Source organism: Silvibacterium dinghuense (assembly GCF_004123295.1).
GTDB lineage: Bacteria > Acidobacteriota > Terriglobia > Terriglobales > Acidobacteriaceae > Silvibacterium > Silvibacterium dinghuense.
On the sequence record NZ_SDMK01000001.1, the window covers coordinates 242,356 to 257,342 of the forward strand.

Annotated in this window: 7 protein-coding genes and 1 tRNA gene; 4 read left to right on the forward strand and 4 right to left on the reverse strand. The window is 58.6% G+C overall.

The features are described 5' to 3' along the window. Positions 1–20: 20 nt before the first annotated feature. Positions 21–2,609 (reverse strand): glucosidase family protein, encoded by a 2,589-nt coding sequence (locus tag ESZ00_RS00980; RefSeq protein ID WP_129206310.1) that lies wholly within the window; start codon positions 2,607–2,609, stop codon positions 21–23. Positions 2,610–2,660: 51 nt separating this feature from the next. Next, positions 2,661–4,367 carry a CRTAC1 family protein gene (locus ESZ00_RS00985; RefSeq protein WP_229740867.1) on the reverse strand — a complete coding sequence of 569 codons (1,707 nt, stop codon included), beginning with the start codon at positions 4,365–4,367 and terminating at the stop codon, positions 2,661–2,663. 89 nt (positions 4,368–4,456) lie between these two features. On the opposite strand from ESZ00_RS00985, the gene ESZ00_RS00990 reads away from it, so the two are divergent. Continuing rightward, entirely contained in the window at positions 4,457–5,494 is a 1,038-nt protein-coding gene (locus tag ESZ00_RS00990) for a tetratricopeptide repeat protein (protein WP_129206312.1), read from the forward strand. Between the two features lie 5 nt (positions 5,495–5,499). On the opposite strand, the gene ESZ00_RS00995 is transcribed toward ESZ00_RS00990, so the two are convergent. Beyond that, entirely contained in the window at positions 5,500–6,804 is a 1,305-nt protein-coding gene (locus tag ESZ00_RS00995) for a hypothetical protein (RefSeq protein ID WP_129206313.1), read from the reverse strand. Positions 6,805–7,028: 224 nt separating this feature from the next. On the opposite strand from ESZ00_RS00995, the gene ESZ00_RS01000 reads away from it, so the two are divergent. Further along, positions 7,029–10,619, forward strand: coding sequence for a TonB-dependent receptor domain-containing protein (locus tag ESZ00_RS01000; protein WP_129206314.1), 3,591 nt, complete (start codon positions 7,029–7,031; stop codon positions 10,617–10,619). Positions 10,620–10,773: 154 nt separating this feature from the next. Continuing rightward, positions 10,774–10,848: transfer RNA gene (locus ESZ00_RS01005), tRNA-Val, on the forward strand. A gap of 121 nt (positions 10,849–10,969) precedes the next feature. Here ESZ00_RS01005 and pstS read toward each other — a convergent pair. Further along, on the reverse strand, positions 10,970–12,385 hold the full coding sequence (gene pstS / locus ESZ00_RS01010; RefSeq protein ID WP_229740868.1) for a phosphate ABC transporter substrate-binding protein PstS: 1,416 nt from the start codon (positions 12,383–12,385) through the stop codon (positions 10,970–10,972). A 487-nt stretch (positions 12,386–12,872) separates the two neighbouring features. Here pstS and ESZ00_RS01015 point away from each other — a divergent pair, with 487 nt between their 5' ends. After that, the gene (locus ESZ00_RS01015) at positions 12,873–14,969 is read left to right on the forward strand and encodes a glycoside hydrolase family 3 N-terminal domain-containing protein (RefSeq protein WP_268235268.1); all 2,097 of its coding nucleotides are present in this window, start codon (positions 12,873–12,875) and stop codon (positions 14,967–14,969) included. Positions 14,970–14,987: the final 18 nt, after the last annotated feature.

The window sequence follows — 14,987 nt, forward strand, 5'->3', positions numbered from 1 at the left end:
GCTTATCTCGATGCTCAGAACTACTCGAAATGCACGACGAGTTTACGGCGCACATATCCATCTGACGCGCTCTCTGCGCCTCCATGCGGGAACTCGACACGGATAAGACCGTTGCCCTCGTCCGTCAACAGTCCACCATCAACAGAAAGAGCACGCCATGATGAACGCAGTTCCACCGCATGCGGACCATCCGGATTCACATCCGCGGATAAAGTCAGCAGACGCCCCGCAAGATTCACGTCTACGAGCTTCAGCCCACGGCTGCTTTCACCAACCTGCGGCTTGATGAGCGGCGGCAGCACCGCTACGCCTCCATGGAAGTGAATACGGCACTTCGTATCGCCGGGAGCCGCGATAAAACTCAGCTCCGCGTGTTCATCCTGCTCTTCATGGATGACCTTCGCCGGATCTGTCTTTAGCGGTCCCATCCGGCCGTCACACTCCGCGCTCAGATCCTCCGCACCCTGCGGAATCTCTGGCGCGAAGGTCACGTTCACCGCCTCTCCCGTATTTGTCACCTGCACGGATACAGATTCGATCGTCTGCTGCAGAACCGCCTGCAGCGTGCCGTGACCAACGGCAATATTGGAGACCGAGACTTCACCCCACTGCGGAGGAAAATGCGGAGCCATGCGCAACTGCTTCGCAGCCCCATCGATCTTGAGGCCGAGAAGCCCCTCTGTGACGGAAGTCAGCAAACCAGCCGAGGACCAGGTCTGCTCAGGAACAGATTCCATCTCCTGGTAATAGAGATCGCCTGCGGTCACCTCGTGCAGATGGCCGAGCGAATCGAGACTGTTCCATGCAATAACGCCATCCCAGATGGCAAAGGCTGTGGCCGGGCGATGCGCCTGCCAGTACGCCGATGCCATGCTGGTTGCGCCCAGAGCGAAGATGCTGCCATGCGCATAGGCATTGGGATCATAGTCCGATGCGGACGCCGGAATGCCACGCGTCCCCCAGTCCGCCTGGTAATCGGAAGACGCAATGCGGTCAAGCATGGTACTACGTTGTTGCTCCGTGAAGACCGGAGCGACAAGGAGCTCGGCTGGGCGACTGCCACCATTGAAGATATCCGCACCGGCAACGGTATGCGCACTGATCCAGAACTGGTGCGATGCATCCCAGTAACGCGCCGCTATCGCGCGCGCGGCATCTTCTTTTTGCCGGATCGCCGGCGCCGCATCATCGGGATGACCAGCAGCCATGGCTAGGACGGCGTATGCACCCGCAGCATCCATCCATGCCGCGGAGAGACTCAGCTCATCGCTCTCACGATCCTGTTCGTTGCTGCCTTCCTTGTCCGCAGGAATCCGGGGCAGATGCGTGGCGGGATCGATCAGCGCGCGGCAGTAGTCATAGGCTTTTTCGATTTCCATCCAGTGTCTGCGGGCAAAATCGTTATCGCCGCTCACCTGCACATAGTTTGCAACCGCGGCAAGAAACTGAAATGTCACATCGACATGCACAAACATATAGGGATATTTGTGCTCCCAGTCGAGGAAACCGGCGCTCTGCGAGAGCTCGTGCCAGATCATCCCGGTCTCATGATTCTGATAATGCAGAATGAACTCCAGCTCCTGCCGAGCGCGCGCATATTCTCCGGCAGCGACAAGTCCCTGTTCAGCTTCAAGGCCATCGCCGGCGAAGAACCACGCATATTGCGGCCGTCGTCCCGGACGCGAAGGGCCATAGCCAGCCACCTCCCCACAACCGAGACGCGCATTACAGACCCACGCCTGGTCGAGCGCGACCTCAGCCCAGGCGAGCGCTTGGTTCACTTCGTCATCGGGCGTAGTGATGCGCAGCGAGTGCGACTGCAATGCAGCGTAGTGCTCCGCGGCCTGTTGCATGTAGACCGTTTTCTTTGTCAGGAGATCTTTCGCCGCGGAGCCTGCAGCCACTCCGGGATCATCCTCTGCAATCACCAGCGAAGCCTGTTCCGTGTACTCGCCGGAAGCATGCGGCTGTATCTCCAGAGCGAGATCGTCGCTCGTACGAATGGCCACATTCGCGGTGTCGTCATGCGCGACAATTTCCGGAGAAGCGATCGTCGCACTGTAGCCGTTGAGCGTATCGCGAAGGACATATCCCTTCAGCGCATCGCTCCACTGCGTCCCTTGTCCTCCGACAGCTGCAGGCCACATCAGGTTCATCTGTGGACGGAAGTGGACGCGGATGCAGACTTGCCCACGGCCTTCTACGGTATAAGTAATGACCGTACCCGGCTGGTCGATGGGAGCAAAGAGCTTCTCTCTGACGACAAAGTCCGTGCCAACATAAATCCGGGTAACGCTTTCAGGACGGTATTCGACGCGGCGAAGGATGGAGTCGCCTGCGATTTCACTGGCTGATCCATCAGGGACGAAGCTGATTTTGTAACCGTCGAAGATCTGATACGGCCACGCCCATGCTTCGAGCCCCTGGGCCGGGTAGCCGAAGATGGCAGCACGCTGCCCATGAGCGGCGATGAATCGCGTGCCTACGGATTCGGTCGAGAGCGTGAGGTCCCGTGCCGGAAGATGATCTGCATTCTGCGCACGTACAGGCATAACGGCCAGCATGCTGACTGCCACCGTGACGCCACCGATCCAACTCTGCTTCTTCATTCCCGTCTATCCCCGGCTGCTGCGCCATCTTGAATTGCCACCGTCACCGTATCATTTTCCTGCAACGGCAGATGCTGACGCTCCGCGGCCTTCAACCAGCGTGACAAAGCGGTCTACCTGCGAGCCCACGATGGCATGGTTGTATATTTCTTCCCTACCGCTGGGCCAGCGCACGTCGATGCTCTCGGCGCTGCTGGTGCTCCCCAGGCCGAAGTGCAGGCGAAGATCGCTGCTCGAGATATAGGTCGAGCCACTGCGCACCTCCTGCACAAAGCTACGGCTACCCGCATGAACCGTTACCTTGGCTCCGATGCCATCGCGATTCGAAGCTGTTCCTTCAAGAATCACTCCGATCCAGTGATTGCTATTCGCGGCTTCGTTCACCAGCAGCAGTGGGGTCCCATCGATATTGTTGATCACCGCTTCGACGCGGCCATCGTTCCAGAGATCGGCAGTTGCAAGCCCACGGCTCGAGGCAGGCATGGTTGCCCCCGGTCCGGCATCACGACTCAGATCCTTGAAAGTACCGTCACCGCGATTCGAATAGAAGAGCCGCGGCTCTCGGTATGTCGAACCAAGATGTGCGGTATCGACTTCAGGATAAACATGGCCATTCGCGATGAGCACATCCGGCCAGCCATCATTCTCCACATCCATAAACGCAACGCCCCAGCCAAGATACTGTGTGTTCAGTCCAAGTCCAGCCTCGCGAATCGTAGAGGTGAACATGCCACCGCCATCATTACGATAGAGTGAAGAAACATCGTCGGAGAAATTGGTTTTGAAGATATCCGGACGGCCATCGCCGTTGTAATCCCCAATGGCGGAGCCCATCCCGGCCTGCTCGCGGCCATCTTCGTCGTAGGCTACACCCGCATCCGAAGCGGCATCGATGAATGTGCCATCGTGACGGTTACGATAAAGGATGCTCGGCGTACTGTCGCAGGCGACATAGATATCCGGCCAGCCATCGTCGTCATAATCGAGCGTGGAGACACTGAAACAGTAGTGCGCGTTGGTCTTGGTAATGCCGGAAGCTGCGCTGACATCCTCAAACTTGCCGTCGCCCACATTGTGATACAGGATGTTCGTCGTGTGAGGCAGCCCGCGCGGACCGCACATCACCGGCGTGCCCTTCCACAGGCACATCACGCCTTCGCCCGGTTTCGGGATTGTAGCAAGATCGAAGTGGACATAGTTGGCGACCATCAGATCGAGCTTGCCGTCGCGATCATAGTCGACGAATGCACATCCGGTCCCCCACTCGGCACCAGTGCCAGCGACACCTGCCGTTTCGGCTACTTCTTTAAATGTGCCGTTGTGCTCATTGTGATAAAGACGATTCTTGCCGTAGTAAGTAACGTAAAGATCGTCCCACCCATCGTTGTCGTAGTCTCCGACGCAGGCGCCCTGCCCCCAGCCGGTAGCCGTAAGACCAGCCTGCTTCGTCACATCGGTGAACGTCCCGTCATGGTTGTTGTGATACAGATGACTGGTCGGCGGCGTATCCGGATGCGGCTCGAAGGGAAAAGCTGTGCCATTGACGAGAAAGATGTCGGGCCAGCCGTCGTGATCGTAGTCGAGGATGGCAACGCCGCCGCCGGTGGTCTCAATGATGTACTTCTTCGTTGCCGCATCGCCGTTGATGTTCTGCATCGTCAGACCGGCCGTTTGTGCGACGTCGACGAACCAGGCGGGACCAGGATGTGCCCTATTCGGCGGATAAGGCTGAGACTTCGCAGACTGCGCCTGTCCCATGGCGATCCCGCATATCCCGATAACGCATACGAACAAAAACCAGCACCGCCCAGACATGCCTCGATGCTAGCAGCGTATCCTGTTATGTGATGCGCACGCTGTTACCTGTCGCACTCTTTCTTTCCTTTCAGGCTTTCGGCCAGACCACGCCCGCGACGCCTCCTCTGCAGGCCGCGACACCCACGGCACAGCTCGCTCAAGCGGAAGATGCCATGAAGCATGGGCGCAACCAGGACGCAGTGCCGATCCTCGAAGCGCTGAGCCAGAGTACTCCGCTCCCGAAGGGCGTCTTTCACGATCTTGGCCTTGCCTACTATCGCACCGGCAAACTGGCCGAGGCACAGAAGGCTTTCTCGCGGGCAGTGCAGAACGATCCATCGGACGAAGAGTCCGTACAGATGATGGGACTGACACTCTTCCGCATGGGACAGCCGGCAAATGCAATTCCCTATCTTGAGAAGGTGCGGCAGTGGACACCCAACTCAGAGGCTGATGCAAACTACGTGCTCGGACTCTGCTACATGAACTCGCAGCGATATGATGACGCCCGCAGAGCCTTCGCCGCACAGTACGGCGTGGCTCCGGATTCGGGCGCGGCCTACCTGCTGACCGGCAACATGCTCATCAACGCGAATCTCCCGGAACTGGCCGCGGCGCAGGCGCAGAAAGCACTGGTCGCAACGCCGAACCTGCCCATGGCGCATTTTCTCCTCGGCGAGGTAGCTCTCTTCAAGAGCGATATCGACGGAGCTACAAAGGAATTTGAAGCAGAGCGTGCGCTCAATCCCGGATATGCTCCGGTCTATGACCGGTTGGGCGACACCTATGCCCACGTCGGCAAGTATCAGGAAGCCCAGGAAGCGCTGATGAAGGCCATCTCCCTCGACACGTCGCGGACAGGGCCGTTCATCCTGATGGGCAAGGTGCTGCTGCGGCGGAACGATCCGCAATCGGCGCTTCTCTACCTGCGGCACGCAGAGAAGATGGACCCGGGCAACTTCATCACACATACGCTGATAGGGCAGGCGCTACGCGCCTCGGGACAGGAAGCCGAGGCGAAGCAGGAATTCGACACGGCGGCCAAGATCCACGCCGCGGGCGAGCTTAAACTGCAGCCCTCACCGTAATTCTCTTAATGGACGTGGACGGTGACGAGGCGCGTCTGCAGCGGAACGCCACCGCCGATGGAGGTTTCGAGCACAGCCTCGAAAGGACGCAGTTCGCCGTGTGCACCGGAAGCCGCCTTTACCAGCTCATCGAGTGTCTCATGATGACACGCAAACTCCACCGCCGCCTGCGTGCCCATGGTCGTGAGTCCGCTGAAGACCAGCATCTTTTTTCCGGGCTGCACGCCGGGCAGAAGCGCAAGGATGGCGTAATCCTTGTCGAGAGGATGCTCGGGCCTGGCATATACGGCCGGCTCACCGGGTTTTGGATGGTGGTTGGCGATGCCGGCAAAGTCATCCCCGCGCATCAGCGTGAAGTCGGTCGTCGAGGTGATGTCGCGGAGGGATAGATTCTCAGCCACCGAGCCGATAAAGACCAGATTGCGCAGTTTTGCCTCATCCCAGGTGACGAGAAGGCTGCGTTTCAGGGTGAAATCCGCGTGATGGGCGTCAAATAAACGGGTGATATCGTAGACCGCAGCCGTTTCGCCAATTCCGGTATAAGTATCGACCAGGTTGGCGTCGGAACCTGCCTGTGTACCCGGTGGCGCATAGCGCAGGCCGGAGCGCGAGTCACCGGTAAAAAGCGCGTTGCTGTATATCACCAGCGAGTCTTCCGCAAAGAACGGCCCCCACAGGCGCTCCAGGCTGGAGCGCTTGACGGGTGTGTGTGACCAGCCCCACCATCCAGCGCCACCGAGAACGAGCAAGGCGGCCAAGGCCAGCACAAGCGGCAGCCATTTTGGAAGACGTGCAGGCCTCTGCCGCTCCGGGTCGGAAGCAGCCTCGGTCACAGCCGGGGGAAGCGCAGCCGCAGGTTCCACGACAGCAACTTCCACCGGATGCGGAGCCTTCCCGGCTTCATTCCGGAGGTGGAAGGCAGGAAGATAATGTCCTTTGGGGATCTCGAGGATCAGCTCTTCCCCGGCGCCTTCATCGGAAAAGTAGTCCGTCAGCTTCATGCGCAGCAGGCGGGCCTGCGTGCGGACGATGCTGTCCTCGCTCGAGTTATATCCGGCTGCGCGGCCAAATACACGCATGCCGATCTGTTGCTCGGTCGCCTCTTCCGGGGCGTCACGCAGGGCGCAATCCGCTACGTAAAATAGGAAGTCGCGCAGCCGGATCGAAGACCGGAAGCGTTGACTGACGGCAATCCGCTCCACCAACGCCCGACGTGCATCGACCCCTTCGCTGTCGGAAATATCCAGCTGGGGACCCTCGGGAATAGGAGCTGTAGCATCGCCTGCCATTGCAACAATCGAGTCTTTCACACGGCATTTCACGGGTCAAATCACCGTGAACCACGTTGTCAGATATTGATTTTAAAGCGCAGGCTTTCTAGCGGTTTCAATTTACTGGTCGATGGCTTTCATGTAGTTACAGGCGCTGCCGACCGGGTTTGCATCCTAATACCTATATTTGCCTCGCCCACGGACAGGCCTGCAGCCGCCGCCGGGGGCTTCACATACGCTGCTCTACATTTTGGAGGTAAGTGATGTCCCTACCAGACCGTCCCCGCCCCGCGCGGTGCTTTTCCAGCCGTGCCCCCCTGGCAGCCCTGCTGCTGATCTTCGCTTTTGGATTCTTCTCCTCATCCAGCGCCTTCGCGCAGGCCGTTTACGGATCCATCTTTGGCACCGTCACCGATAACACCGGCGCCGTGGTTCCCGGAGCCACTGTCACCATCACCGATACCACCAAGGGCACCTCGGTAAATGTGCAGACGAATCCCACCGGCGACTACCGCGTGGACCACCTCATTCCGGACACCTACAGCGTGACTGTCGCCGCTTCCGGCTTCCAGACCAGCGCGGTACCGGGCGTGGTGGTGTATGCCGACACCGCCCCCAAGGTGAACGTGAAGCTCGAGATCGGCTCGGCTACGACGACCGTCCAGGTGACCGGGGCCGCTCCGCTGCTCCAGACCGACCGCGCCGACGTCAGCACCGTCCTGAATACGCGCGCCATCGAAGATCTCCCCAACCTGGGCCGCAACTTCACCTCGTTTGAGCTGCTGACCCCGGGCACTACCTATATCGGGTGGAGCGTCGGCCAGTCGACCAACCCGCAGCAGAGCCAGCAGATCGAGGTCAACGGCCAGCTGCCCTTCGCCACCGGCTATGAGTTGGACGGCACGGACAACCAGGACCCCATCCAGGGCGTGGCAGTCATCAACCCGAACCTCGATGCCGTTTCGGAAATGAAGGTCACCTCGCAGAACTATGACGCCGAGTTCGGCAAGGCGGTCGCCGGCCTGGTCACGGCGCAGACCCGTTCGGGCAGCAACGACTTCCACGGTTCAGCCTTCGAATTCCGCCGCACCGATGCACAGCAGGCGCGTGACCCGTTCACCCAGATCGGCTCCGGTTCCATCCCATCCTTCGTCCACAACCAGTTCGGCGGCTCCCTCGGCGGACGCATCTTCAAGGACAAGCTCTTCTTCTTTGGCGACTACCAGGGCCTGCGCGAGAAGACCGGCACCACGATCCTGACCACCGTACCCACAGCACTCGCACACACCAGCTGCACCACCGGCGACTGCAACCTGAGCGATTACCTCAATACCTCGCTCAGCGGCGGATCTACCTATCAGGTCTATGATCCCGAGACGAACACATCCGGCCTGACCGGTCGTACGGCCTTTACCGACAACATCATTCCGGCGAGCCGTCTCTCCACCCCGGCGATCAACCTCATGAAAGACATGCCGCTCCCGAACTATGGCAACGGCAGCATCTATGACAACTATGCCGGTTCGGGCTCGGGCGGCTTCAACACCGACCAGTTCGACGTCCGCATCGACTACCAGATCACTCCGAAGTTCCACACCTTCGGCCGTTATACCCGTTTCAACTCGAACCTCGATGGCGATCCGGTCTTTGGCGCAGCAGGTGGTCCGGGCTACGGACTGAGCGACTTCGCCGGAACCGACACTGCACTCGATCAGAGCGTGGCCGCCGGAGGCGACTATGCCCTCTCCAATAGCTGGCTTACGGACTTCCGCTTCGGCTGGTTCCGTCTGCACATCAATGAGGAAGGCCCGGACTACGACCAGGCTCTCGGCACCGCTCTGGGCATCCCGGGTGTAAACCAGGGCGACCTCTCGCTTACCGGCGGGCTGCCGCAATTCCAGATCGGCGTGCCGTCGAACGGCTCCAACGGCAGCTCGACCGTCACCTATGGCACCTCGGCGGAGACCTACCTCCAGACCGAGAGCCAATTCCAGGGCGTGAATAACTGGACCCACTCGGTGGGCAACCACAACATCAAGTTCGGCGCCGATATTCGCTATGCCATGAACCACCTGGTCGGCGTCAACAACAACAACCTGCTCTCCGGCCAATTCGAATTTCCGGGAACGGTCACCTCCGGTACCGGCAGCCAGGGCCTCGGCTTTGCCACCTTCATGCTGGGCGATGTCTACAGCTTCTATCGTACGGAGCTGCAGAACACCAGCGCTGCCGAACGCCAGAAGCGCATGTTCTTCTATGCGCAGGACCAGTGGCGCGCCACCCAGACTCTTACTCTTAGCTATGGACTCCGCTGGGAGCTCTACTTCCCCGAGTCGGTTGCCGGCAAGGGCCAGGGCGGCCTGCTTGACCTGAATACGGGCGATGTCCGCATTGCGGGCTACGGCGGCTACAACAACTCCATGAACGTGAACATGGAGTATGCACACTTGGCTCCGCGCCTCGGCGTGGCCTGGCAGGTACGCCCCAATACGGTCGTCCGCGCCGGATACGGCCGTGTTTACGGCATGGGCTGGTCGGGTGACACCTTCGGTGAGGTGCTGACCTTCTCCTATCCAACGGCAATCGTCCAGAACCTCAACGCCCCGAATTCCTATTACTACAACTTCAACCTGACCGACGGTCCTCCGTCGTATACCTTCCCATCAATCCCGACGAATGGCAATTATGTACTGCCGGATGGCATCGAACAGCCAACGCGTCCGCTGACCATGCGTATCCCCACGCTGGATGCCTGGAACTTCATGGTCCAACAGCAGCTCAGTGCAACCTCGTCATTGCAGATTGGCTATATCGGCAGCCATGGCATCCACAACATGTTCGACTCGTCGAACCAGGCAAACCCGAACCAGAACACACTGGCCGGTTTCGATTGCAGCAATGCTCCCGCAGGCTGCAACCTGCCGATCAATCCCAACACCGGTGTGGCATACACCTACGACGAACGGCTGCCCTACTATGACGGCACGGCACAGTCCGAACTCGGTGTGAAATTCGGTGCGCCTTACGGCTGGACGCAGTCGCTGCGCTATAACGCCAACCAGGCCACCACCAGCTACCAGGCCCTGCAGGTGGTTTATGAGAAGCGCTTCTCGCAGGGCTTCCAGCTGCTCTCTCACTACACCTGGTCGCACGCCCGCGCCAACGAGTCGGATTACTTCTTCATGAACTCGCGCGCTGACTACGGCAACAGCTACTACAACCGCCGCAACGTCTTCGTCACCGCCGGCAACTGGGATCTGCCCTTTGGCAAAAACAAGCTGGTGGGCAGCAACGTCCCCGGCTGGGTAAACCAGATCATCGGCGGCTTCGTCCTCAACGGCACGCTCACCTGGGAAGGCGGCCTGCCCTTCACTCCGTACTACAGCCTGTGCACCGAAGATCAGGACGTAGACGGCGCTGGCGGAACGCTCTGCCGCCCGAACAAGGTTGGCTCACAGCTGGGTGCCGACATGCACATCGGCTCATTTGATCCGGTAGCTCATACCGTCCGTTACTTCCCCAACTACCCCACGCTGGCGACCGCCGGCCAGGTGGAAGGTCCTTACAGCCGTCCTAATCCGGGCACCTTTGGCAACATCGAGCGTGACTCGCTCTGGGGTCCTGGCCTCATCAACACCGATCTTGGCCTGACGAAGAAGTTCTTCCTCACCGAGAAGCTGAATATGCAGCTTCAGGCGCAGGCCTTCAACGCCTTCAACCATGCCAATCTCGGCCAGCCCAACGCCTGCGTCGACTGCGGCTCGACCACCTCTGGCCTCATCAACGACATCGTCGCCTCGCAGGATGGAACCTCGATGCGGCGCCTGCAATTCTCTGCACGCTTCCAGTTCTAAAAACCGGCAGAGAATGAACGGTAATACGGCCTGCTCCGCGACTCGCAAGAGTCAGGAGCAGGCCATTTTTTGTGCCTGCGATCCACAGCCTTGTCCCCTCCAAGAGTTGGCATAAGGCCCATCGAATGTTAATCTGAATATCGAACCCACCCCGGGTCGCATAACTCAGCGGTAGAGTGCTTCCTTCACACGGAAGAAGTCGTAGGTTCGAATCCTGCTGCGACCACCAATCACACCTCGAAAATCAGATTGCGGATATATTCCCTGTCACGAACGATGGGGCCAGCCGAATTCCGTTCGCGACAGAGCGAGGAACTTCCCTGCTTCGCTCGCAGACAGATCTCCTATGCCTACTTGAGTGCCCGGATGATCTCTAGCTCCTGCGCTGCCAGATCATGCGGCAGGGGTGCATATCCGAGGGAGGCACACTGCTTTTGTCCCGTTGTCAGCATCCACGACAATAATCGAGTCATTGCATCTTTCTTCTGCGGCTCTATGCCCTGCGTCGGAATCAGCAACCAGGTAAAAGTGCTGATCGGATAAGCATCCTTGTTCGAGGCATTCAGTATGGAAAGGATTTGCCCCTGGCCTGGAGATATGCCTGCACCCATGGCAGCAGCGGTAATGCTGACAAGGTCAGCCTTGATAAAACGGCCGGCAGGATTGCGCACGGGAGCGTAATTCAACTGATGCTGAATGGCATAGATCAACTCGACATAGCCAATGGAGTTCGGTGTGTTTTGAACCAGCGCCGTGACACCTTCACTGCCAGTCGCACCTGTGCCTACCGGCCAGCTCACATGAGTCCCACTCCCCACCGCGTTCTTCCACTCAGGGCTGCTCAGCGAAAGGTAGCTCGTCCAGACAAAGGTCGTGCCGCTCCCGTCCGAGCGATGAACCACTCTGATATCCGCATTCGGAAGATGAGCCCCGTGATTGGCTTCAAGAATCCGTGGATCATTCCACTTGCGAATCGTACCCGCATAGATGCCGACAAGAATCTCCGGTGTCAGCCGGAGGCTGCCGTGCAGATCAGGCAGGTTGTAAATCGGCACCACGCCTCCCAGCACGGTGGGAATCTGCACAAGATGAAGTTGCGCCGGAGAAGCATCCTCGCGCAAGGGCATATCGGATGCCGCGAAGTCGACCTTGGCATCCTTGAGTTGTTGAATTCCTGCTTCAGAACCCACTGCGTCATAAGTGATGGAGATGCCGGAGGATTCAAACCACTTCCGATAGAGTGGCGCCGGAAGCGTAGCTCCCGCAGCACGCAAATGCAGCCCTGTCATTGCTTCAGCAGCCGGAGAAGTGGGATCCACAACACCGGCATGAATCGCCTGTAGCAGACGCGAAGCGATCTGGTCTGCAAGGTCGTTCGTAATGCTGGTGGTATGAAAGCGGGTAGGCGTCACAAGATAGGACCACAGGACCTCACCTGACCTGCTGACAGCCTCCACCGACAGATACCCCTGATAATTCGTTACGGTGGAGCTGTTCGAACGTGGATTGAGGGAGACGACACCCGTCGGCCAGATGCTCGATGTGCCGCGCAAGGTAACATCCGCGGTCGGAGCTTTCTCGACGACCTCCAGGCTTCCGCTCTTTTTCAATCGCTGGATCAATCTCTGCCGCATCGCAGTGGCGCCGGGCCCATTGCCCACGGAATCGATCTGGATGGTGTGGACAGCATGGATAGCCTCCGCTGTCTGCGCCTGGACACACGGGAACAGGCCCACGCAGAAAGCAGCGACGACAGCTCGCCACAAGAATTCTCTCCGGCTCCACTTCAATCCCTGGATCATTCGCATTTGCATTCCGATCGTCTGTTCCGAATATTTTGGGCGAGTCCCAAGGGTATTCGTTCTTTATTTCAATTTGTAAAAAGATAGGAGCGCGATGGAGTCCGTCATCGCATCTCTTTCGCCATAGCCCGCGTCTCCCATGGCGCTCGATCTCCAGGAACAGCCTGGGGGCGGTTGACTCATCGACTCGCCTCTCTATATAGGCTGGATATGGCTCGCGGCTGTTCGAAAATCGAGCCAGAATCCATGATCCGGAGCATGCATGAGCAGGAACCTCAAAAGAGCAAGTGGCGTCATCCCGGCATTCCGAGGAAAAACGGTTCGATATCGGCTTTTATCGACCCTGTTGATGGTATCGCCGCTTCTTGCTCATGCGCAGGCAAAACCAGGCGCGCAATACAGGGATGCTCGAGCTCCGCTGGAGGAGAGAGTAAACGACCTTTTGAAGCGAATGACGCTTCCGGAAAAAGTTCGCCAACTCGACATGTACTCAAGTGCCCGAGAGATCATGAGCATGCATACCGATGACACCCACGCTGCACTGGATGCGGTATTTGTTCCCGAAAAGGCCCAGACGTTGTGGGGCGATCTCGGGGTCGGCGCTGTTCATGACCTGAATCCGACTCCGGAGCAGGCGAATGCGATCCAGAGGTGGGTGATCTCCCATAACCGGCTTGGAATCCCGGCCTTGTTCATTGAAGAAGGGCTGCATGGGTACGACACCGGGACGGTCTTTCCGGCGCCGATCGGGCTGGCAGGAACCTGGGATCGAGACGTTGCCCGCGAAACAGGCGCGGCCATTGCCTCCGAGGCACGTTCGCATGGAGTCCATATGATTCTCGGGCCGGTTCTGGATCTTGCACGCGATCCGCGCTGGGGCCGAGTCGAGGAAGACTTCGGTGAGGACACTTATCTAACAGGTCAGCTCGGCCTGGCCTATGTTCGCGGTATGCAGGGCGACACGCTTGCGAGCGACCACACAACGATTGCGGAGCCAAAGCATTTCGTCGGACACGGCTCTCCGGAAGGCGGACAGAATACCTCGCCCGTTCACATGGGCGAGCGTGAACTGCGCACCGAGATGCTTGCAGCCTTTGAGCCTGCATTTCGAGAAGGCCATGCGATGAGCACGATGGCCGCGTATCACGAAATCGACGGCATCCCCATGACTGCGGACCCGCTCGTGCTGAAGCAGATTCTTCGCGGTGAGTGGGGATTTCAAGGCTTTGTTCTATCCGATCTGGGAGCGATCCGCAGACTGTATGAGGACCATCGTGTCGCACCGTCGCCCCAGGCAGCCTCGTGCCTCGCCATCCGTTCCGGCGTGGACATGCAGTTCTACGATTTCGATCACGAGGTATTTCAAAAGGCATTGCAGGACTGCGTCAGCTCCGGCTCTCTGCCGATAAAAGATCTGGATCGCGCCGTTCGCGGTGTGCTGCGCGTGAAATTCATGCTGGGGCTGTTCGATCACCCCTATGTGGACCCAGCATTGATGGCGCGCACCGAACGCGCGCCTGCGCATCTTGCACTCTCGCTTCGATCTGCGCGCGAGTCCATGACGCTTCTGAAGAACGAGAACCATCTTCTTCCACTCGCAAAGACAATCCAGCGTATTGCCGTGATCGGTCCGAATGGAAACATCGCACGGTATGGAGACTACGAGCGCGAAACAAATGGCAAGCGGATAAGTATTCTCGACGGAGTCAAGGCTGAGGTGCCCGGAGCCTCTGTAACGTTCGATGACGGAAAAGATATTGCTTCCGCCGTTGCAGCGGCGAAGCAGGCTGACGTCGTAATCCTCGGAATGGGCGAATGGCAGGGAGTGGAGGGCGAAGGGTTCGACCGCATGAATCTCGATCTGCCGGGCAACCAGGAAGCATTGCTTGAGGCAGTCGCAGCAACGGGCAAGCCGATGGTGCTCATTCTGGAAAATGGAAGGCCATTAACTATCGGATGGGCAAAGCAGCACATACCAGTCATCCTGGAGGCATGGTATCCGGGAGAATTCGGCGGTCAGGCCATTGCGGAGACGCTCTTCGGCGACAACAATCCGGCGGGCCATCTTACGATCACGTTCCCCAAGAGCACAGGACAGCTGCCGATGTATTACAGCTCCGATCCATCTCGCGTGCATAAATACGTCGATGATGATGGCAAGCCCTTATTCCCGTTCGGCTGGGGTTTGAGCTACACCACATTCCACTACGACCGGCTTGCAGCAATGCCCTCAAAGCAAGGAGACAATGCTGAAGTACATGTAACCGTCGATGTCACAAATGATGGATCGAGAGATGGCGACGATGTGGTGCAGCTTTATCTGCGCCGTGACTTCAGCAGCGTCGAAACACCGGAGCGGGAATTAAAAGGATTCTTGCGCGTGCATCTCAAGGCCGGAGAGACGAAAACAGTTTCCTTCGAGCTATCACCACGCGATCTTCAAATCTGGAATGCTCAGCAGCAATGGGTGGTGGAACCAGGGAGCTATACCCTCTGGGCCGGCGACTCTTCTCTGGCTAACCTCAAAGCTACATTTATCCTTCGATAGCCGTCTTTCACACGCCAC

Coding starts and splice junctions, on each gene's coding strand:
- ESZ00_RS00980 (WP_129206310.1), bottom strand. CDS start 2,609: ATGAAGAAGCAGAGTTGGATCGGTGGCGTCACGGTGGCAGTCAGCATG.
- ESZ00_RS00985 (WP_229740867.1), bottom strand. CDS start 4,367: ATGGGACAGGCGCAGTCTGCGAAGTCTCAGCCTTATCCGCCGAATAGG.
- ESZ00_RS00990 (WP_129206312.1), top strand. CDS start 4,457: ATGCGCACGCTGTTACCTGTCGCACTCTTTCTTTCCTTTCAGGCTTTC.
- ESZ00_RS01000 (WP_129206314.1), top strand. CDS start 7,029: ATGTCCCTACCAGACCGTCCCCGCCCCGCGCGGTGCTTTTCCAGCCGT.
- ESZ00_RS01015 (WP_268235268.1), top strand. CDS start 12,873: ATGACGCTTCCGGAAAAAGTTCGCCAACTCGACATGTACTCAAGTGCC.